The organism is Sphingobacterium sp. E70 (assembly GCF_019285695.1).
GTDB classification, from domain to species: domain Bacteria; phylum Bacteroidota; class Bacteroidia; order Sphingobacteriales; family Sphingobacteriaceae; genus Sphingobacterium; species Sphingobacterium detergens.
The window spans coordinates 6,001,259-6,020,000 of record NZ_CP079104.1; the positions used below are offsets into that span (position 1 = coordinate 6,001,259).

General features: G+C 46.5%; 30 protein-coding genes and 2 pseudogenes. 13 read left to right on the top strand and 19 right to left on the bottom strand.

The features are described 5' to 3' along the window. Window positions 1-4: 4 nt before the first annotated feature. The 8 genes from KUH03_RS42900 to KUH03_RS42935 all read right to left on the bottom strand — a co-directional run bounded on the left by KUH03_RS42900 (window position 5) and on the right by KUH03_RS42935 (window position 5,540). Window positions 5-646, bottom strand: a complete 642-nt coding sequence (locus KUH03_RS42900) for a DUF5627 domain-containing protein (protein ID WP_306429898.1) — start codon at window positions 644-646, stop codon at window positions 5-7. Next, window positions 550-1,263 (bottom strand): DUF1735 domain-containing protein, encoded by a 714-nt coding sequence (locus KUH03_RS42905; protein ID WP_257090676.1) that lies wholly within the window; start codon window positions 1,261-1,263, stop codon window positions 550-552. The genes KUH03_RS42900 and KUH03_RS42905 overlap by 97 nt, the downstream gene beginning before the upstream one ends. Beyond that, entirely contained in the window at window positions 1,214-1,576 is a 363-nt protein-coding gene (locus tag KUH03_RS42910) for a RagB/SusD family nutrient uptake outer membrane protein (protein ID WP_257090677.1), read from the bottom strand. The genes KUH03_RS42905 and KUH03_RS42910 overlap by 50 nt, the downstream gene beginning before the upstream one ends. Then, entirely contained in the window at window positions 1,543-2,994 is a 1,452-nt protein-coding gene (locus KUH03_RS42915) for a RagB/SusD family nutrient uptake outer membrane protein (protein WP_257090678.1), read from the bottom strand. The genes KUH03_RS42910 and KUH03_RS42915 overlap by 34 nt, the downstream gene beginning before the upstream one ends. Window positions 2,995-2,996: 2 nt before the next feature. After that, window positions 2,997-4,142 carry a hypothetical protein gene (locus tag KUH03_RS42920; protein ID WP_257090679.1) on the bottom strand — a complete coding sequence of 382 codons (1,146 nt, stop codon included), beginning with the start codon at window positions 4,140-4,142 and terminating at the stop codon, window positions 2,997-2,999. A gap of 2 nt (window positions 4,143-4,144) precedes the next feature. Beyond that, the gene (locus KUH03_RS42925; RefSeq protein ID WP_257090680.1) at window positions 4,145-4,621 is read right to left on the bottom strand and encodes a hypothetical protein; all 477 of its coding nucleotides are present in this window, start codon (window positions 4,619-4,621) and stop codon (window positions 4,145-4,147) included. Between the two features lie 63 nt (window positions 4,622-4,684). Then, window positions 4,685-4,849 (bottom strand): hypothetical protein, encoded by a 165-nt coding sequence (locus KUH03_RS42930; protein ID WP_257090681.1) that lies wholly within the window; start codon window positions 4,847-4,849, stop codon window positions 4,685-4,687. Between the two features lie 109 nt (window positions 4,850-4,958). Continuing rightward, the gene (locus KUH03_RS42935) at window positions 4,959-5,540 is read right to left on the bottom strand and encodes a TonB-dependent receptor plug domain-containing protein (protein ID WP_257090682.1); all 582 of its coding nucleotides are present in this window, start codon (window positions 5,538-5,540) and stop codon (window positions 4,959-4,961) included. Between the two features lie 53 nt (window positions 5,541-5,593). On the opposite strand from KUH03_RS42935, the gene KUH03_RS42940 reads away from it, so the two are divergent. Beyond that, the gene (locus KUH03_RS42940) at window positions 5,594-5,878 is read left to right on the top strand and encodes a hypothetical protein (protein ID WP_257090683.1); all 285 of its coding nucleotides are present in this window, start codon (window positions 5,594-5,596) and stop codon (window positions 5,876-5,878) included. A 12-nt stretch (window positions 5,879-5,890) separates the two neighbouring features. On the opposite strand, the gene KUH03_RS42945 is transcribed toward KUH03_RS42940, so the two are convergent. The 8 genes from KUH03_RS42945 to KUH03_RS42980 form a co-directional block, all read right to left on the bottom strand. Beyond that, window positions 5,891-6,442, bottom strand: coding sequence for a RagB/SusD family nutrient uptake outer membrane protein (locus KUH03_RS42945; RefSeq protein WP_257090684.1), 552 nt, complete (start codon window positions 6,440-6,442; stop codon window positions 5,891-5,893). Beyond that, window positions 6,421-6,885, bottom strand: coding sequence for a RagB/SusD family nutrient uptake outer membrane protein (locus tag KUH03_RS42950; RefSeq protein ID WP_257090685.1), 465 nt, complete (start codon window positions 6,883-6,885; stop codon window positions 6,421-6,423). Before KUH03_RS42950 ends, KUH03_RS42945 begins: the two co-directional genes overlap by 22 nt. Further along, entirely contained in the window at window positions 6,854-7,045 is a 192-nt protein-coding gene (locus KUH03_RS42955; protein ID WP_257090686.1) for a hypothetical protein, read from the bottom strand. The genes KUH03_RS42950 and KUH03_RS42955 overlap by 32 nt, the downstream gene beginning before the upstream one ends. 29 nt (window positions 7,046-7,074) lie before the next feature. Beyond that, entirely contained in the window at window positions 7,075-7,749 is a 675-nt protein-coding gene (locus KUH03_RS42960; RefSeq protein ID WP_257090687.1) for a RagB/SusD family nutrient uptake outer membrane protein, read from the bottom strand. A 48-nt stretch (window positions 7,750-7,797) separates the two neighbouring features. Then, a complete protein-coding gene (locus KUH03_RS42965) occupies window positions 7,798-8,223 on the bottom strand; it encodes a hypothetical protein (RefSeq protein ID WP_257090688.1) in 426 nt (141 codons plus the stop codon). After that, window positions 8,220-8,651, bottom strand: coding sequence for a TonB-dependent receptor (locus tag KUH03_RS42970; RefSeq protein ID WP_257090689.1), 432 nt, complete (start codon window positions 8,649-8,651; stop codon window positions 8,220-8,222). The genes KUH03_RS42965 and KUH03_RS42970 overlap by 4 nt, the downstream gene beginning before the upstream one ends. Before the next feature lie 130 nt (window positions 8,652-8,781). Further along, window positions 8,782-8,991 (bottom strand): hypothetical protein, encoded by a 210-nt coding sequence (locus tag KUH03_RS42975; protein ID WP_257090690.1) that lies wholly within the window; start codon window positions 8,989-8,991, stop codon window positions 8,782-8,784. Window positions 8,992-9,048: 57 nt separating this feature from the next. Next, the gene (locus KUH03_RS42980; protein ID WP_257090691.1) at window positions 9,049-9,345 is read right to left on the bottom strand and encodes a hypothetical protein; all 297 of its coding nucleotides are present in this window, start codon (window positions 9,343-9,345) and stop codon (window positions 9,049-9,051) included. A 183-nt stretch (window positions 9,346-9,528) separates the two neighbouring features. Here KUH03_RS42980 and KUH03_RS42985 point away from each other — a divergent pair, with 183 nt between their 5' ends. Beyond that, on the top strand, window positions 9,529-9,756 hold the full coding sequence (locus KUH03_RS42985; protein ID WP_257090692.1) for a hypothetical protein: 228 nt from the start codon (window positions 9,529-9,531) through the stop codon (window positions 9,754-9,756). 91 nt (window positions 9,757-9,847) lie between these two features. Here the strand turns inward: KUH03_RS42985 and KUH03_RS42990 are convergent, their stop codons facing one another. From KUH03_RS42990 to KUH03_RS43000, 3 genes are read right to left on the bottom strand one after another with little or no spacing between them, the layout of a single operon-like run. Next, a complete protein-coding gene (locus KUH03_RS42990) occupies window positions 9,848-10,216 on the bottom strand; it encodes a hypothetical protein (protein WP_257090693.1) in 369 nt (122 codons plus the stop codon). A 10-nt stretch (window positions 10,217-10,226) separates the two neighbouring features. Further along, window positions 10,227-10,415, bottom strand: coding sequence for a TonB-dependent receptor plug domain-containing protein (locus KUH03_RS42995; RefSeq protein WP_257090694.1), 189 nt, complete (start codon window positions 10,413-10,415; stop codon window positions 10,227-10,229). Window positions 10,416-10,461: 46 nt separating this feature from the next. Continuing rightward, window positions 10,462-10,968 carry a carboxypeptidase-like regulatory domain-containing protein gene (locus tag KUH03_RS43000; protein WP_257090695.1) on the bottom strand — a complete coding sequence of 169 codons (507 nt, stop codon included), beginning with the start codon at window positions 10,966-10,968 and terminating at the stop codon, window positions 10,462-10,464. Between the two features lie 436 nt (window positions 10,969-11,404). On the opposite strand from KUH03_RS43000, the gene KUH03_RS43005 reads away from it, so the two are divergent. The 11 genes and pseudogenes from KUH03_RS43005 to KUH03_RS43060 all read left to right on the top strand — a co-directional run bounded on the left by KUH03_RS43005 (window position 11,405) and on the right by KUH03_RS43060 (window position 18,734). After that, complete coding sequence (locus tag KUH03_RS43005) at window positions 11,405-11,935, top strand: two-component regulator propeller domain-containing protein (RefSeq protein WP_257090696.1); 531 nt, start codon at window positions 11,405-11,407, stop codon at window positions 11,933-11,935. After that, window positions 11,887-12,750, top strand: a complete 864-nt coding sequence (locus KUH03_RS43010; RefSeq protein WP_257090697.1) for a two-component regulator propeller domain-containing protein — start codon at window positions 11,887-11,889, stop codon at window positions 12,748-12,750. The genes KUH03_RS43005 and KUH03_RS43010 overlap by 49 nt, the downstream gene beginning before the upstream one ends. Before the next feature lie 144 nt (window positions 12,751-12,894). Beyond that, on the top strand, window positions 12,895-13,848 hold the full coding sequence (locus KUH03_RS43015) for a triple tyrosine motif-containing protein (RefSeq protein WP_257097870.1): 954 nt from the start codon (window positions 12,895-12,897) through the stop codon (window positions 13,846-13,848). A 94-nt stretch (window positions 13,849-13,942) separates the two neighbouring features. Beyond that, window positions 13,943-14,233 (top strand): HAMP domain-containing sensor histidine kinase, encoded by a 291-nt coding sequence (locus KUH03_RS43020; protein WP_257097872.1) that lies wholly within the window; start codon window positions 13,943-13,945, stop codon window positions 14,231-14,233. Beyond that, entirely contained in the window at window positions 14,230-15,489 is a 1,260-nt protein-coding gene (locus KUH03_RS43025) for a response regulator (protein ID WP_257097875.1), read from the top strand. The genes KUH03_RS43020 and KUH03_RS43025 overlap by 4 nt, the downstream gene beginning before the upstream one ends. Window positions 15,490-15,696: 207 nt before the next feature. After that, a pseudogene (locus KUH03_RS43035) lies at window positions 15,697-16,322 on the top strand (transaldolase family protein). 10 nt (window positions 16,323-16,332) lie between these two features. Then, a pseudogene (locus KUH03_RS43040) lies at window positions 16,333-17,189 on the top strand (transketolase). 26 nt (window positions 17,190-17,215) lie between these two features. Continuing rightward, on the top strand, window positions 17,216-18,178 hold the full coding sequence (locus KUH03_RS43045; RefSeq protein ID WP_257090700.1) for a transketolase family protein: 963 nt from the start codon (window positions 17,216-17,218) through the stop codon (window positions 18,176-18,178). Window positions 18,179-18,296: 118 nt separating this feature from the next. Beyond that, window positions 18,297-18,542 (top strand): hypothetical protein, encoded by a 246-nt coding sequence (locus KUH03_RS43050; protein WP_257090701.1) that lies wholly within the window; start codon window positions 18,297-18,299, stop codon window positions 18,540-18,542. Further along, window positions 18,511-18,624: a hypothetical protein gene (locus tag KUH03_RS43055; protein ID WP_257097877.1), complete on the top strand. Its 114-nt coding sequence runs from the start codon at window positions 18,511-18,513 to the stop codon at window positions 18,622-18,624. Before KUH03_RS43050 ends, KUH03_RS43055 begins: the two co-directional genes overlap by 32 nt. After that, window positions 18,606-18,734 (top strand): hypothetical protein, encoded by a 129-nt coding sequence (locus KUH03_RS43060; protein ID WP_257090702.1) that lies wholly within the window; start codon window positions 18,606-18,608, stop codon window positions 18,732-18,734. Before KUH03_RS43055 ends, KUH03_RS43060 begins: the two co-directional genes overlap by 19 nt. Window positions 18,735-18,742: the final 8 nt, after the last annotated feature.

Consider the following 18,742-nt stretch of genomic DNA (forward strand, 5'->3'; position numbering starts at 1 on the left):
CTTTTTAGGGATTGTAGGCATTTATATCTTCCTGCGCCAGCACTTTCTCCGGTTTTCCGACAGCATATTCCAGGGCTTGATATTTGGAACAGGAACTCCAGACGGTGCCGAATGAAAATAGGATAACGAGCGTTTTATTGATTTTTTCATCGTTGTTCATGATTGAATTGCTATTACTTTTTGACGGGCGTAAAGTTTCCATTTTCACCGCCCTGTCCCGCATCACGAGGGTGTCCTTACTGCTGATGCTCATTTGTGCCATATCGATTGTATAGGCTAGATAAAGTGCATCCCGGTCGGCATTGCCCCAGCTGTTTTTTTCGCCCCGTTTGACAAACTTTCCACTTCCAGTAGCGGATATGCCGGCACTGGCCGAGCTGATGCTACAGGTATTGTCCTCCTTAAAAGTTAGGTTCAGGTTGACATTGATATTGACATCACCAGCTCCCTTAAAAGATAGGGGCAAGACCGATTTGTTAAGTGCTGCAGTGCTGACATTTTTGACTTCGTCTTTTTCGACATAGGCCTGGTGTCGGACAACATCTTTAGTCAAGTTGCTGTTGGCCCCTTTGCCAACAATCTGGTCGGTACCCCGGCGCAGATAATTGCCATGCCAGGGATTGATATATTTGAGGGCATAAAAGATAAAATCTTTTGGCGCGACATCCCAGTCGGAAGCAATAGCCCTATGGGCTGTCTGTAGGAAGTTTTACCGGAGAGGATGGAATCGGCGTTGGCAACTTTTGTCATCCTTAGCGGGAGGACGTAATAGGTCTCCAGGGATTTGGGGTCGGCAAAAAACGCGTCGGTCAGCTGCACCTCAACACCACCTGTGAGGCTACCGCTCGGGATGCTGATCTGGTTGCTTGCCAGCCGATAATAATTGTCAGGCAATGCGGTCACGGCCTGCCCATTGGAGTAGCTGAGTCCATGTGTGAGACTGTTGTCGACAACGAAGTCGATACGAATATCTTTCTTGTTGTTATACACGCCAGCCGTGGTCGCCATAACCTTGACCTTATGTTGGTTGTCGAGGCTATTGTCGAAGATGTCTTCGCCCAGGGTTACTGTTCTGATGGGGGTCTGGTAAGCGAAGTATACCGATTGAAATTCAAAATCTGGGAACTCCCAGTCGTTATTTTTGCAGGACGCCAGGCTTACTAAAGCCATCGCGTAAAGGATACTGATCTTTTTCATCGTGTGCATGTTAAGTTTAATTCCAGCCTGTATTTTGTACAAGATTGCTGTATTTAAGTACCTCACTGTAGGGGATTGGGCCGTAATTCATATAGGCTTCATAGAGTCTATTCTCTACAGGTATTTCGGTATAGCTGTTATTGCTGATACTCATTCCCTTTGCGCTGACATTGATATCCATTTTCCAGCGGCGGAGATCCCAGAAGCGGAATCCTTCAAAGCAAAGCTCCAGCCGGCGTTCGTTCCGGATCAGCTGCCGCATTTGATCTTTATTGTTTTTGACCTGTTCCAGGTAGGGATCGCCATTGTTGCTGCCTACACCTGCACGCCGGCGGATCGCTTTGATCATATCGTAGGCGGAGAAGGTAAAAGTCCCCATGCCTGTAGGTCCCAAGCCTCATTGGCTGCCTCGGCATAGGCCAGATACATTTCCGTCATGCGTATACGGGCATTGAAATGCATTTGCTGGGTAGATGAGGAAGGGTTGAGGTTGACATCCTGACGCAGGAGTTTTTTCAGGTAATAACCCGTGCGTGTGGAAGTTTCGACTTTGTTCAGGCCGTCATTTGTCGGACTATTGGCTGTGGTATTGATCGCTGTATTGCTGACACCTGCTGTGGCACCATTGACAATAATATAGGCCTTCAATCGGGGATCCCGCTTATCGTAAGGATTGGCTTTATTGTAGGCCGAATTGGCATAGCTAATGGGATAGCCATTCTCCATGGGGAAGGCATCGACCAGGTTCTGCGTGGGGTTGAGCCGGCCTCTGCCAAATAAGGTAGGCGGAAAATGGTCTTGCTCCATGCTATTGCTATTTCCTTTGTCGGTGCGCCAAAGGATTTCGGCTGGATTGGATCCGGAGGTTAAGCCGTCGACCACCTCTTTATTGTACCAGGTAAACCCTTTGGGGTCGATACCACTTGCACCGCCTTTGGCCTGGATGACCTGTCCCGCATAGGTCGCGGCTTGCTCCCAGGTCGTTTTACTGCCTTCACTATAGGCCGGACTTGCGGCTAATAGCGCTGCCCTGGCACGGATAGCCTGTGCGATGCGTTTGGTCATCCGTAATTTGAACGTGGAGCCAAATACGCGATTGTAATCGTTGGCATTTACGGATCCGGCATATTTGACCGGAACCTGGCTATCATTGCTGATATTTTCATAATCCATCGGCAATAGCTCCTCCGCCTTTTTGATATCATCGTACAACTGTTGCATACAGGCTTCAAATGATGCACGAGGTTGATTGAAATCCGAATTGACGGTCTCGGGAGTTAAATGGATCGGTACGCCCAGTATTTCTCCTGTGCTTGACCTGCCGCCATGCGCCTGTAACAGATGGAACATAAACAGCGCACGGAGGCCATAGGCTTCGCCCTTCATTCGGTCGTTGAACAGGACGCTGACTTTCGGTTCCATGGCCCATTCGACCTGATCTGTTAAGGACAGAAAATTGTTCAGATACTGTATGGCAGCATAGCTGTTGCGCCATTGGTCGAAAGGGTTGTTGATGCTTGTCCACTGTCCGGTTGCCGTTTTTAGAAAAGTATTGTTCTTATCGTTGCTCACCGCATTGTCTGTCGCGACCTCATCAAAGCTGTAGCTATTGCCCGGAATCCGGTTATATCCGTTTAAAAGCAGTCCCTGGGCGTATAAAGGCCGGCTATTGGCCGTTTCAATTTCAAGGTTATTCTCTAGAGCCGGCTCAAACATATCTTCGCAGGAGGAAAATAACAGGCTGCTCAGGATAGCTAGGGTTAGTATTTTTTCATCATTCTCATTTTTACTATTCATGATTAAAATAGCGCCTTTAGGCCGACGTTGAAGAATCGGGTTTGAGGCGCTTGTCCAACATTCAGTTGCATGGTTTCTTTTTCCTTTGCAATCATCAACAGATTGGATCCGTTGGCGTAAATACCTAATTCATGGATAAATTTGGAACTGAGTATTCGTCTGGGGAAATCGTAGGAAAGCTGCACTTTGGACAGGTTGATGCGATCGGTTTTATAGAGCCAAAAGTCGGAGCTTCGAAAATTGTTATCACTGTTGAAGGTGGTCAGGCGCGGATAAGTGGCAGTCTCTTTGGTAGACTCTGTCCAGCGGTCGCGGACGAGCACCGAATATTTATCCTCCGCATCTACCCAAAAGTAGGAACTGTTTTTCATGGCCTTGGCACCAAACTGACCTGTAGCGGCAGCGAATAGGGTAAGGTTGTTCCATTTGACCGTCAGGTTGAGTCCGAGTGTCAGTGGTGATCCGGCCCATCCGCCTTTACCCAGGTAGACTTCGTCGCGCGTATCGATGGTGCCGTCCCCATTTTGGTCTTTATATTTCACATCACCGGGTTTTACCTCACCAAATGAAGAAAAGGCCGAATTGTCTATGTCGGACTGGCTGCTATAAAAACCATCATGCTGTAATCCCCAAAGTGCGTCGAGCGGTTTTCCGGCTCTATTTTGATAGCTAAACTGATAGAGCTCATCCCTTTTACGGCCTTCGTCGTATAGTACATACCGTTGAACCCCAGGGACACAAAAGTTTGGTTTATCTGCTTGTTCAGATTGACACCAAAGTCGACCCCGGCGTTCGTCACTGTTGTAATTGATGTAGGGAAGATCCGAGTAAACGGGCCAACCGGTCATAAAATACATCGGATATTGCGTTTCCGCTTGTACCAAACCGCCGCTCATGCGGTTAAAAAAGTAAGATGTATTGAAGGTGATCAGGTTATGGTAAAGTCCGCCTTCAAGACTGAGGTTAAATTCCTTGCGTTTTGGGAATTTCATGTTTGGATTGTCACCTCTACGTCGGTCAAAAGAGTGTACCAATGCGCCATCCGCCCAGCTATACCAGGCTCCATTGTTGTAGGTATAATAGCCCTGATACAGGAAATAATCGCTGATGTCCAGGTCGGTGTTTAAAATCCCTGCCGAAGCGGACAATCTTAGCTCATTGACAACAGTACTGTTGGCGAGAAAGTTTTCTTTGACAGGCGCCAGGCAAGAGCCAGTGTCGGGGAGAGGGCCTGCCTGTTTCCCGCGGGCAATTTCGCTGAATGGCTATAGGCGCTACTAAAGTCAACATAATATTTACCTGAATAGTTGTAGCCTAACTGTAGCCCTAAGTTGGCATTGCTGAGTTTATGGTAGCTACCGGAGGTAGCGATCTGAAAGGCATTGGCCAATAGGATTGCCGACACATGGTGCTTGCTATCATACGTGCGATTAAAATTCAGGGAGCCATTGAGCCCGATGGTCTGCCGATAACTGCTATTGCTGATATTTTGGATACCCGATATGCGGTCATCACCATATTTTGTGAGGCCACTGATCCGATCTTTTCCATCATAGTTGTTCCATGAAGCTTGATATACCGCATAATTGTTGTTGTAGGACTGATTGTAATTGGACTGATAGTCCACGGCGAGGTTGGTTTTGAAAACCAGGCCTTCCAGGATATTTTTAAGTCAAAATTCAAACCTGTATTAAATTGAAACTGCCGGTTGAGGTAACGGTTGGTGCCACCGGCATAGACATTTGCAAAGGCGTTGGTCTGGTCCAGCTGACTTCCCCAGCAGGTATTTGCCATCGATCAGAAAATTACTGTTGTTGACATATACCATCGAGTTGACATCGCCTTCCTCGATCATATCGATCGGGATGAGTGGCGAGAAGCGGTGTGGTCGAATGTTGGCCGCAGCCTCCCAATAGTTTGCATTCACCCCTTGGAAATATAGAAGCTGGCTGCTGCATCTACATTCAATGAGATGATATCGCTGACTTTGACATCAATATTGCCACGCATATTAAATCGATTGGCACCACCATTTTTCTTGGCCTGTCCAAAATTGAGCATGGCTCCTTCGGACCAAAAACCAAAGTTGGTATAGTACTGCGCCCGCTGATTGCCCCCGAAATTTCGGCTGTCGCATCATAGCGGTTATAATGGTCTTTGATATAGTCCGATGCGTAATAATCGACATTGGGGTAACGAAAGGGGTTTGTCCCGGCTGCGTGCTGATAGATCGTTTCGGCACTGTAAAGTGGGCTTAGCCCATCATTTTGGCGGGCTTCATTATACAATGTCATATACTCTGCTGAGCCCAGGTATTTTGGATAACTGATTGCCGTATTGACACCAGCATTGGCCCTGATTTTAACCTGCTGACCGCCAGCTTTCCCGCGCTTGGTGCTGATGCTGATCACACCTTTGGCTGCCCGGCTACCATAGAGTGCAATGGCATTGACTCCTTTTAGCACACTGATCTGCTCGATCTCGGTAGGCATAACATTATTGGCATCGCGCGGAAATCCATCCACTAAGACCAGATAACCGTTCATCCCCAGATATTCCCGTTATAACCGGGAAGAAAGGCATCTAGATTTTCCAGGCTGTGGGTATTGTAGCTCTTGTCGAGCAATTGCGGGATATTAATGGTCTGCACATTGCCCATGAGATCTTTTTCTGGACTTTGCGGAATGCGACCTGTACAAGTGCCGTACTGTCTATGCCGCTACTGTCCGGAGCTGCGGCTGTCAAAAATGTCCGGAATATATTTTTAGTTTGTCCAGGGCTTGGATCAAGGGATGTTTTGGCCATTGCTTCGGTGGTGGCGATCCAGCTTAATCAAGACATAGTGCTATCGTTAATTTTTTGTACTTCATTTTTGAATGGTTAAATGAAAAACTTGTTACCAGCCTGGGTTCTGATAGAACTCGGGATACATATTGACATCTCTGACCTTTAGTGGCAACCAGTAATGTTTGCTCGTGAATTTGCGCTCCAAAATGATATGCTCTTGGATATTGACGACACGATTTTGAGATGGATCCTGGTTGTTAAACAGGCCTGCTCGATCAAAGGAAACTGCTTTCTTTAAGGTGTAAGGCGCTTCGGTCAATAACAACCAGCGGCGCAGATCATTAAAGCGGTGGCCTTCGAAGGCAAGTTCCACCGCGCGTTCGCGGCGGAGCTCAGGGAGCAGGGCGGCTGCGGAGCTGAGAAATTTGCTATCGACATGGCCCACACCGGCGCGGTCGCGTACAATGTTGATTGCGTCAACTGCTGTTTTGCCATAATTGTCTGCTTTGCCCATGGCCGAATTGGAAGCCATCAGGGCAGATTCGGCATACATCAGATAGACATCCGCAAGGCGCATGTAAGGAACGTAAATATGAAGATTGGTACCGTAACTATAGGCCTGATCATATTTATTGGATGTTAAAGGGATAAATTTGCGCAAGACGTAGCCCGTCTGGCTGCCGGTGCGGGTATCCCGATAGCTTCCGCCCGTGAATAGATTAGCGTAGCGGTTTTTTCTTCGGATGCCGACATATTTCCCTGAACGACTTTTGTCCCGTCAAAAATAATGTCTTTATAAAAGCGCGGATCCCGATCTTTCCAGGGATATTCGGCATTGTATCCCGACTCTGCATCGGACTGGGTTATGTCCTTGATCGGCAGGCCGCTTTTCATGCCATAGTAATCGACGTAATTTGCCGTTGGGTTAAACTTAAGGTCCCCATCTCCAACCTCCAGTGGAATATATTGCTTGCTCGTTCCCCAGTTAGAAACCCATGCATCAATATAAGGCCCCTGAATATGGCCTCTGTACTGCCTGGCATGGCCCAGTTTTGCCCTGTGGTATAAAAATTTAAATGGATATTGGCCAGGGTACCAGCGCATAATTTGTCTGGCCGCTCTCCACAAGGGACAGCAATTCGCCAAAGGCCTGGGCCGCTTTTTTGCAATAATCGGCCTGATAGGTTTTACTTCCGGTAGACTGAAAATTCATCAGTGGACTTCCCGCCCAAAGGTAGTTTTTGCCAAGATAGGCCAGTGCCATGATTTTGTTGATGCGCAGCTGGTTTTTACCTAATGTACGCTGTCCAGCGGTTGTATTGTCCCAATCAATCGGTAGGAGGTTGGCCGCTTCCTAAAATCGGCCGCGGCAAGATCCGCACAGGCCTGGTAGCTAAGTCTGGGCAGGCGGAGCTTTTGGTCGCTGGGAAGTACATAATTGATGTAGGGCATACCGCCAAAATATTCCATCAGTCGGTGGTGAAACCAGCCGCGGAAAAATAAAAGTTGTCCCTTGATCAGGTTCTTTTCTTCCTGCGTTGCTTCGGTCAGTTTATCGATATTTTCTAAGCCCAGGCTTATCTTACGGAGCCCAAACCAGGCGGCGCTCCATAGATCTCGGAAGGCACGATTGGCAAATACATCGTCGTTTCTGGTGGTAAAATCACCCTGATCCATCCAACCAGCACCCCAACCGTCGAATTCCCTTTGCCAACCCCAAAAATTGCCTTGATCGATCTTGTTTACGAAATGAAAATTGTTGGCTGTGGAGGTTATTTCATCCTCGCCCCAGTTCCATGAGTTGGTCCAGTAGTTGTTGCTGAAATTGACCACGCAGTTATACAGTTCTTCTGTATAGCCCTGGAAGTTGATAAAGTTTTTAAATGCTTCTTTGGATGATACATTGGACTGTTCCTCTTTATCTAGATATTTATTGCAGGAGAGTAATGATGTAGAGGACCACAGCACACCGTTATAAAAATTACCTTGAAATATTTTTTCATCTGTCTAATTGCTTTAAAAAGTAATGTTTGCACCTAGATTAAACCGCTTTACCGTAGGATAAGCGCCTTGGGAAGCCCAACCTGTGCCGGCATAATTGGATTCCCGGTCATCCGGCATTTTCGACCAAAAGACCAGGTTGTTGCCATTCAGGAACAGGCGCAGATTTTGAAGCCCCAGGCGCTTGATTACGCCGGATTCGCGATTGAAATTGTAAGCAATTTCTGCTGTCTTCAACCGAATATATGAGCCGTCAAACATATACCTGTTGCCAGGTGCGTAGCTGCTCGATTGTGATAGCCATCGTGGGAGTGGCACATCGGCATTGATATTGTCTTTTGACCAGTAGGATCCCTCATCGTAGGCCAAATTAAGTTGCCCCGAGAAACTATTGAAGACAACCTGACGGGTGACATTGTTGACAGCATACCATTGCGTCATAACACTAAAATTCTTCCAGTCAAAGCCAACCGTACAATTGTAGGTGTTTTGTGGAACGGAGGAAAGGCATAGGGGATATTGTCCTTGGCATCGATAATACCATCAGCGTTATAATCCAGTATGTGATAATTGCCGGGAAGCTTAGCAAGGTCATTGCTTTCGTGTATGGTGCTGCCATAAAGTTCATCCCAGGTATTGTAATATCCGGAGCTGACATAGGAATAGGTTTGACTCACCTGTTTGTTGTCCGGTTTTTGATATTCGGGCAGCAACTCAGGAGCATCGGCATTGATGACTTTATCCTTGGCATGGGTAAAATTGATATCGGCCCATATCCGCCAATCGGGGTTGAGTTGTTTATTGAATTTCAGTTCGACCTCGTAACCTTTATTTTCTACCTCTCCGAGGTTGGCCGTTGGGGCTTCCACGCCGAAATAGGAGGGGATGGACCTTCCGCCCCCGTGATCAGCACGTTCGTCCGATGATCCTTGAAAAAGTCTACCTTTCCGGAAATCTGTCCGTTAAACAGTCCGAAGTCCACGCCAAAGTTTAACTTCTTCACTTTTCCCAGCGGATATTTGGGTTGCCAAGCACATTTTCTTTATACCAGATGTATGGACTGGTATTTCCATCGGAGTAGGAAAAACGACCGTCGACACCCATTCCTGAAGTACCGCCGTAAGCCCATTGGGTTAAATAGAGAAATTGTCCACCACCACTATCGTCGCCGATATCCCCATAGGAGCCACGCAGCTTTAAAGTGTTCAAAAAGATAACGGTTTCATAAACTCTTCTTCCGAAACTAACCAGCCGACACCACCAGAATTAAAAAGGCAAATCTGTTTTCGGGGCGAATTTCTCCGATCCGGTATATGCGCCATTATACTCGAGCATATATTTGTTTTTATAGTTGTAGGTCGTGCGGAATACCCAGTCTTCGCGATAGGAAGGGACGGTGCTCCCTCTTCCGTATTGATTGCGGTTGACTAGCCCCATCGCCGAAATATTGTGCTGCTGAGCAATGGTCGTTGCGTAATTCAATTGCAACTGATAAAATAACCTTCTGTACGTGAGTCTGTCGTCGACAAATCCTGCTCCTGTGGTCCAGTCGATGCCTTCCACAAAATCAAATCTATTGGTGCCATCGAAAGGGATCTGGTAGGTCGGAAGTCCGGTTTTGGGATCTATCCACTTGCTTTGGGTGTTGTTATTTGCGTCGTTGATACCACGGTTGGCTTCAACAAAAGTGTTGTCCAGCGACAGCGTTCCACGAACATTCAGTCCTTTTGCTAAAAATTTAAGGTCTTGCTCGAGCGTAAAATCTGTGGTAATGCGGCTTGTAGTCGTATACTCCGTTCCACTGATGGCCAGTACACGGGCAGAGTTTATTCCGGCATTTGGGTTTGGCGCATTAAATCCCCAGGTGCCATCGGAATAACGTGGATAGATAACGTCCGGCGCTACGGTGTAGGCTGCAATCCAATAGGAGTAATTATTGCCACCACCAAATGGACTTTTGCGGACAGCACGTGAACCCGCGAGATTTGTTGAAAATTTGGTTGTTGGCGTCAGCTGGAAATCCAGATTCGAACGTACATTGAGCCGGTTAAAACCATAGCCGGCTTTATAACCCTGGCATTTTCAAACTGGCGGAACATATCGCCCTCGTAGAGGTAATCCGCATTGGCAAAATATTTGACAAAGGGGTGCCGCCTGCAATATTCACACTGCTATTTTGCGAAAATGCCTGGCTTCTAAAAAGCTCTTTTGCCCAGTCGGTATTTACATAACGTTCTCTTTCGGTTTGGTCGGCCGGGAAACGGTATTTATTGATGATATCCTGCGGTGTATAATCGGCCCAACTGGCCGGGTTGATGCCCAGTTCATACGCAATGACTTTATTGCGCAGCAGCAGTGCATCGTAGGAATCCATTTTACCCGGAAGCTGGGAAACGGTCTTAACGATGTTATTGACGGTACCACGTATCAGCATTTGGCCTTCTCTACCCCGCTTGGTGGTGATCAAAATAACGCCGTTGCCCTCTGACGCCATAAACGGCCGTTGCCGAGGCGTCTTTGAGTACTGAGACGGTTTCAATGGAACTGATGTCAACCGCAGATAGTGGGCGTTCCACACCATCGACCATGACTAAGGGGTCTGTATTATTCCAGGTGCTACGCCCACGGATCACAATACGGGATCTTCCTCTCCGGGCATTCCTGTACTTGCCGTGGTAATCACCCCGGCACGTTGCCGGTCAATGCAGCCCCTACACTGGAGACACCGCCCGCGCGTTCCAGAATTTTGCCTGAAGTCTGCGCGATAGCGCCAACAACGGTTTCCTTTTTCTGGCGGCCATAACCGACTACCACCGTTTCTTCGATTTCGATGGTCTTATCGCTCAGCACTATTTCTACGCTGTTCTTATTGTGGATATCGACTTCCAATTGGCCGTATCCCAGCTTGGAAACCGTCAACAAATGATTAGCTTCCGGTACCTGGATCATAAAAGCTCCGTTGTCGTCGGTTACCGTGGCCAATGATGTGCCTTTTACCCTAATGGAAGCGCCGCTCACTTTTTTGTGGTTACTATCGACGACAACGCCCGTGATCGGCCGCTTGGCCTGGGCATAGAGTGTTGCTTGTCCCGCATAAAGCAGGAACAGCAGTAAAGTGAACGGTTTAGCTATACCCCATAGCTTTTTCCAATGCCTTACTTGTGTGAGTGTACATATAATCATCATCGCATGTTGATTGATAAATAGGTTGAAGAATGATTGGTTAATTTTTCTTGAACTGGTTAGGTATAATAATACCTGTGTTCGCGCGGTTCATTTGGCAAAAATGAACCGTCATTTAGGGACTGTTCTGTGCTATCATATTTTTGTTTAATAATTGGTTTATTTTCCCGATCTTAATTGCATCGCAACCGGTTGCATCACTGAGACACAATTTCCCCATAAGAGGAGATGCCTTTCAAAGCGTTTATAATTGTAGACCAAAGCTAGCCAATGTAAATTCGTACGGATAGCAAGAATGTTTAAATGAAGGATAAGAATGTCAAAAATGACTGCCAATAGCGTGTAAATCCTTGTGCAGACTAGTTTGGTCGGGATTAATTTGATAATTTAGTTGACAGTTCACCTCAAGTTTTTGGGGTTGGATAATATACCTAAAGATATGATACGGATTTTACTGGCATTAAGCTGGATGTTGCTAACCTTATTTTCCTATGGGCAAAACAAGCCTGTAACATTTCAGCGCTATACTTCAAAAGACGGACTTTCTTCCAATACCATCTATAGTATCTATCGCGATAGCTATGGTTTTCTTTGGCTGGGGACAGAGGATGGGCTGAACCGCTTCGACGGGCGTCATTACAATGTCTATCGCTATGATGCCAATAAAGCGAACAGTTTAATGGCAAACCATATCTCGGCCTTAAGTGAAGACAGGAAGGGCAGAATATGGATTGGTACAAATGGCGGCGGATTAAGTTATTATGATCGGGAAGCGGACCGCATCCGCTCGTATAATCTTACACCCGATGGTAAATGGCTCAGCACGGCAATTAACGCAATTGATCAGGACGCAAATGGAAATATCTGGATCGCGTCCTATGGTGCGCTGTATATCCTGGATGTCAATGATCTACAAAAAAGATGGATCCGACCTATCGACGTATTGTGGAAACGTTTGCCGGCAAAGTAACGGGCTGCGTCTTTCGTGATCGGCACAACAACATGTGGGTATCATCGGAGAACGGAATTTTTCGTATCGCAGCAGATTTAAAGACCATCAAACGTTTTGAAGTTCTTTCGGAACAGGAAGGTTATGGGAATGGGATTGAAGTTACTTCCATTGTCGAAGATGATCGGGGTAGAATCTGGATCGGGTCTATGCTCGGACTTAAATATTTGAATCCGGGCGATACGCAGTTCAATAAATTTGGAGCCGGAAAAGGTTCTTTGAGCAGTCCACGCATTTATACCTTGTGTTACAACCAAAAGCAGGACCTATGGATCGGAACGGACAATGGCCTTGATGTCCTTAATACCAGTGATTTTACCATTCGGACCTTTAAGCCCGACCCAAGTAATGTGCATAGCCTTTCCCATAAATCGATACGTTCTATTTTTAAGGACAACAGTGGAATCTACTGGATAGGTACCTTTCAGGGCGGCTTAAATAAATTCGACACCAATTTAAGTCAATTTAGCTTAAAAAGCCTGGATTTCCTGGAAGGTATGACCGGCGATCCAGCCATAGTGACCTCGTTTGCAGCCTACCAAAATAAGGTGTTTTTAGGCGTGGACGGTGGTGGCATTTGGAAATACGATCGCACTACGGATCGATTGTCGCCTGTTGCGCTTTCTGCCAACCTGCCTAAAGATCTCACGGTGCTGACCTTGGAAAGAAACCTGGACCAGCTTTGGATCGGCACCTATCAACAGGGACTGATCTGTTATGATCTCCTTCTGGAAACCTCAAAAGATACACTGTCGGCAGTAGAACAGACAACTTGAATAATAACGATATTTTTGTTTGAAAGTTGACTTTCGGGGAAATACCTGGGTCGGGACAAACGGCGGCGGCGTGAACATCATCCAGAAGGGGAGCGGAATTGTCAAAAATACAAGCGCGAAGAGCAGTCAGACGATGGGATCGAGCTGCCGGGGAATTTTATACGTGCGCTGGCGGAAGATCAGGATCATAACATGTGGATAGGTACCTATGGCTCGGGACTGCTGATGTACGATCCTTTGAAACAACGGACGACAGGTTATGATAAAGCAAAAAATAAGCTTCCAAGCAATTATATATTAGCTATACATACGGATAAAAAAGGGAATTTGTGGGTCGGAACAAACGGTAATGGGGTCGGTCTGCTGCGAAAAGGAAAATCAGTATTTGAGACGCTTTCCGAGAAAGATGGACTCGCGAATGGTGCCATCCAGAGCATTATCGAAGACGATAGAGGCCGGATTTGGTTTTCAACGAACAAAGGTTTGAGTTGTTATTCTCCAGCACAAAATAAGTTTAAGAATTATTCAAATGCAGTCGGATTGCAAGAAGGTGCCTTTATGCTCGGGGCATCGTTAAAAATGGATGACGGAGAAATTTACTTTGGCGGACAGAAGGGGTTTAACCATTTTTATCCCGCTCATTTAAAAACCAACAGCAATCCGGCCAAAGTCGCACTGACCGACCTAAAAATTGACAATGTGGTCATTCAGCCTAGCGAAAAAGGTCCAATACAACAGTCTCTGTTGACTGCCGATCGGATCAACCTGAAGTATAAACAGAATTTTTCTATTTCTTTTGCGGCACTAAACCTTACCGTGCCGGAAGATAACCAATATGAGTACCGCCTTGTGGGTTTCGACAAAAACTGGATTCGTAACGGAAAGGAAAATAGCGCCTATTACACGAATTTGGATCCTGGGGATTATGTCTTTGAGGTACGTGCGAGCAACAATGATGGTGTTTGGAACAAGGAAATCAAATCGATAGCGATACACGTTGCGCCACCTTTTGGCGTACAATTTATGCCTATTTATTTTATGTACTGGCCTTCATCGCAGTGCTGCTGTCCATCAGGCACCGTGGTATTCAAAAATTGAAGCAGAAATTTGCCCTTGAGCAGGAACGCATCCAGGCGCGGCAGCTGATCGAACAGCAAAAAGGGATGCGGAGACCAAGCATCAAGTGGATGCGATGAAAATCAGGTTTTTAACCAACTTAAGTCATGAATTCCGAACGCCGATCTCTTTGATCATGGGCCCGATAGATGCTTTGGTCGCTAAAAATAAAGATAGCAAACTGGGCGACCAGCTTAATTTGATCAGCCGTAATGCACGTCGCCTACTGAACCTGGTCAACCAGTTACTTGATTTTCGAAAAATGGAATACCATGAACTGAAATTGCAGGATGAAGCCGGTGAGCTGGTCTCTTTTGTCCAGGAAGTATATCGCTCATTTCAGGACATGGCCTTGCAAAAGGAATAGATTATTCTTTTTATCCTTGCCAGGAAAAATTATATTGCCGATTTGACCGTAATAAGGTTGAGCGCGTTTTATTTAATTTAATCTATAATGCCTTTAAATTCACGAAAAAGGGTGGGGATATTGCAGTAACGCTATCTTCGGTAAGCATGGTCGACACCAAACTGCATGTGTATCTTGAGGTGCGTGATACGGGCATAGGTATCCCTGAGCAATTGCAACAGTCGATATTTGAAAGCTTTTTCCAGCATGATACGGAGGGTATTGTAGCAAGCCAGGGTTCCGGTATTGGGCTTTCGATCGCACAGTCATTTGTTCAGATGTACCATGGCGAAATTTCGGTAAACAGCCAGCCCGACAGTGGGAGCACCTTTAAATTTGACCTATGGCTGGATCAGGCCGAGCCGCTATACGAAGGGCTACAGGAGCCGGAGGCGGTTGTATCAGCACAGCCACTAGAGCTTAGACAAAGTCCGCTGGTGTTGATTATTGAAGATGATGAAGATTTTAGGTACTACCTCCACGAGTCTCTAAAAGAGCATTATCAGATTATCGAGGCCACCAACGGGAAGGACGGCTGGCAAAAGGCACTATTTCATCATCCGGACCTTGTGGTGAGCGATGTTCAGATGCCCTATATGAACGGTATGGAATTTTCACAGAAGCTTGCACAGGATAAGCGGACAAAACATATCCCTGTCGTTTTACTGACGGCATCGCAGGTGGATAACGGCCTTGTCTGTGGCCTGGAGTCGGGTGCGGTGGGTTACCTGACCAAACCCTTTGATATGGATGTCCTGGTGGCTAAGGTTAACAGTTTGCTGCAGCTGAACCAGGCGTTTAAGGAAGTCTACAGTAAACAGGTATCTATACTAGCTCCCGAAATGACGATCAAATCCGAAAAGGATAAATTTCTACAGAAAGTGCTCAGTTATGTGCACGATAATATCGATAATCCGCAGTTGTCGGTCGAAGCCTTGAGTGCCCACACCTCGATGAGCAGAGCCTCCCTCTACAACAAACTACTGGAACTTACCGGAATGTCACCCGTAGATTTTATCCGCTCAGTAAAACTAGAAAAGGCGGCGAGCTTGTTAGAAAAAAGCGATAAGTCCATTTCTGAAATCGCTTACGAAACGGGATTTGCCAATCCAAACTATTTTACAAAAGTCTTCAAGGCTAAATATCAAATGACGCCAAGTGAATACATCCAGTCACAAAAAGTACATCCGTCCAATAAGCATACAATCGTTGCTTAAAGGCATTGTTTTAATGCATTTTTTAAGAAGGATAATCTGTTTTAAACATTTTTACCCTTCTTTTTTTTTTTTATTTGTTGCAATCGTATCTAGCTGAAAGCGATAGTTTTGTCTTATAACCAATCGCTGGAGATCCGGCGAATACAAAACTAATCAACTCAAAAAAATGAAATTTTTATCGATACCGCAAGTCTCAGTGAGATTCGTATGGCTCAAAATTTAGGTGTCTTAGATGGAGTAACGACTAATCCTTCGCTCATGGCTAAAGAGGAATTACGGGAACAGCTGCTGTACATGCACATTACAAAGCGATCTGTGCTATTGTAGACGGTGATGTAAGTGCTGAAGTGATTTCGACTGATTATAGCGCAATGATTGCGGAAGGCCTGCTTTTGGCAGCCCTGGACAATAAGATTGTTGTTAAAGTGCCAATGACCGAAGATGGCATTAAAGCCATCAAATATTTTAGCACAAAACAAATTAAGACCAACTGTACCCTGGTATTTTCTGCGGGCCAGGCACTCTTGGCCGCAAAAGCCGGAGCCACTTATGTATCGCCTTTTGTGGGCAGGCTTGATGATATCTCTGTCGATGGGCTGGCACTGATCCGTGAAATACGGACCATCTATGACAATTATGATTTTCAGAGCCAAATTCTTGCGGCCTCGGTACGTCATAGTGCGCATATACTGGGTTGTGCCAAGATCGGTGCGGATGTCATGACAGGAACTTTGCAGGCGATCTTCTCGCTGTTAAAACATCCATTGACGGACAGCGGGCTTGCCCAATTTTTAGCTGATCATAAACGGGTAGCTGCACAAAGTAACAATTGAGATGGTCATGATGAAACATAGTATACATAATTTAGAGGCGATCGTTAAGCAGGTCCGAAGAGATATCGTCCGCATGGTGCATGGCTGTCAGTCTGGACATCCTGGCGGATCATTGGGCTGTACCGAGCTGTTGGTCTGTCTATATTTCGAATTGATGCAGCGCAACGATCAGTTTGATCTGAATGGTGTGGGGAGGATCTGTTTTTCCTTTCCAATGGACATATATCTCCGGTATTTTACAGTGTTTTGGCGCGGGCAGGATATTTTTCCATTGATGAGCTTGCCAGCTTTAGAAAACTCAATTCGCGGCTTCAGGGGCATCCCACAACGCATGAAGGACTGCCGGGTATCCGCGTCGCTTCAGGCTCCCTAGGACAGGGTCTTTCTGTCGCCATAGGTGCTGCCCAAGCAAAAAAACTCAATAAGGATAAACAATTGGTATATGCACTGATGGGCGATGGCGAGTTGCAGGAGGGACAGGTATGGGAAGCGGCGATGTATGCCGCCCACAACAAAATGGACAATCTGATCGGTATTGTAGATTACAATGGTGCCCAGATTGACGGCGCCACCAACGATGTCCTTTCGCTGGGCGATCTGCCCCGCAAATGGATGGCTTTTGGCTGGAAGGTCATTGAGGTCATGCGTGGAAATGATATCGAATCTGTGATTTCAGGGCTTCGCAAAGCGCAGGCTTCAACCGGAGCTGGCCAGCCAGTCATGCTGTTGCTCCATACCGAAATGGGTAATGGCGTCGATTTTATGATGGGCTCGCATAAATGGCATGGTATTGCACCCAACGATGAGCAGCTACGTGCCGCTTTAAATCAGAATGCAGAAACATTAGGCGATTATATCGTCTCCTAGAAAGGAAATTTTGAAATAGAATTAAGATGAAGAAATATACATATACAGAATCAAAAGACACGCGTTCTGGATTTGGTGCCGGTTTGCTGGAAGCAGGAAAGGAGGACGAAAATGTGGTTGCTCTCTGCGCAGATCTCGTCGGTTCCCTTAAAATGAACGATTTTATCAAGGCCTTTCCGGAACGTTTCTTTCAGATCGGCATTGCCGAAGCAAATATGATGGGGATTGCGGCAGGACTTACCATCGGTGGAAAAATACCGTTCACAGGGACATTTGCCAATTTTTCGACAGGACGGGTATACGACCAGATCCGGCAATCTATTGCTTACTCCGATAAAAACGTAAAAATCGCAGCTTCACACGCTGGCCTGACCTTGGGCGAAGACGGAGCGACCCATCAGATATTGGAAGATATCGGATTGATGAAAATGCTTCCGGGAATGACGGTGATCAACCCTTGCGATTATAATCAGACGAAGGCTGCGACGCTTGCTGCTGCCAGACACAAAGGTCCGGTTTACCTGCGGTTTGGACGACCTGTTGTTCCCGTTTTCACACCTGAAGATCAGCAATTTGTGATCGGTGAAGCCGTCATGCTGAATCCCGGCACCGCAGTGACCATTTTGGCAACAGGGCACCTTGTCTGGGAAGCCATCCTTGCGGGAGAAGAATTGGAAACCTTGGGTATCGATGCCGAAATCATTAATATCCATACCATCAAACCTTTGGATGAGCGTGCAATACTGACTTCCATTGCTAAAACAGGCTGTGTCGTTACCGCTGAAGAACATAACCGTATCGGTGGACTTGGCGACAGTGTCGCACAATTGTTGGCCAAACAAATGCCCTGTCCGCAGGAATATGTGGCGGTAGACGATAGTTTCGGTGAATCGGGACCGCCAAGCGCATTGATGGATAAATATGGCTTAAACGCCGACGCCATTGTGGCAGCGGCATTGCGGGTGCTCAAGAGGAAAGTGGCGACTTAATTTGTTATGGGCTATTGTTGCTCTTATTGAATCAGCTATTGTTTATAAATTGAAATTAGGCTGTTGTTTCTATCGCTTGCCTAACCTAAAATTGATGTACTGTTAAACCAATTATACGATGAAGAAGATAATCTGCACCCTATTGTGTGCTTTTTCCGCCAGCTTAATGGCTCAAGCGCAGCAGGCTGCACCACAAGGATTTGATGTGGAGCGAAAATTGCCATCGACTGGAAAAATCGACTCCCTTGTTTACCCATCAAAGACGGTAGGGGTTACGAAAAGCCTTAATCTATACGCCTCCCGGATACAACACCGCAAACAAATATCCGGTACTGTACCTCTTGCATGGAATAGGCGGCGATGAACGGGAATGGTTCAGACATGGAAACCCACAGGTTATTTTTGATAATCTCTATGCCGAAGGAAAATGGAACCCATGTTGGTGATTATGCCCAATGGCCGTGCGATGCAGGATGATCGCGCCGGCGGGAATGTCATGGCACCTGATCGGGTGGCTGCATTTTCGACTTTTGAAAAGACCTGCTCAACGACCTGATTCCTTTT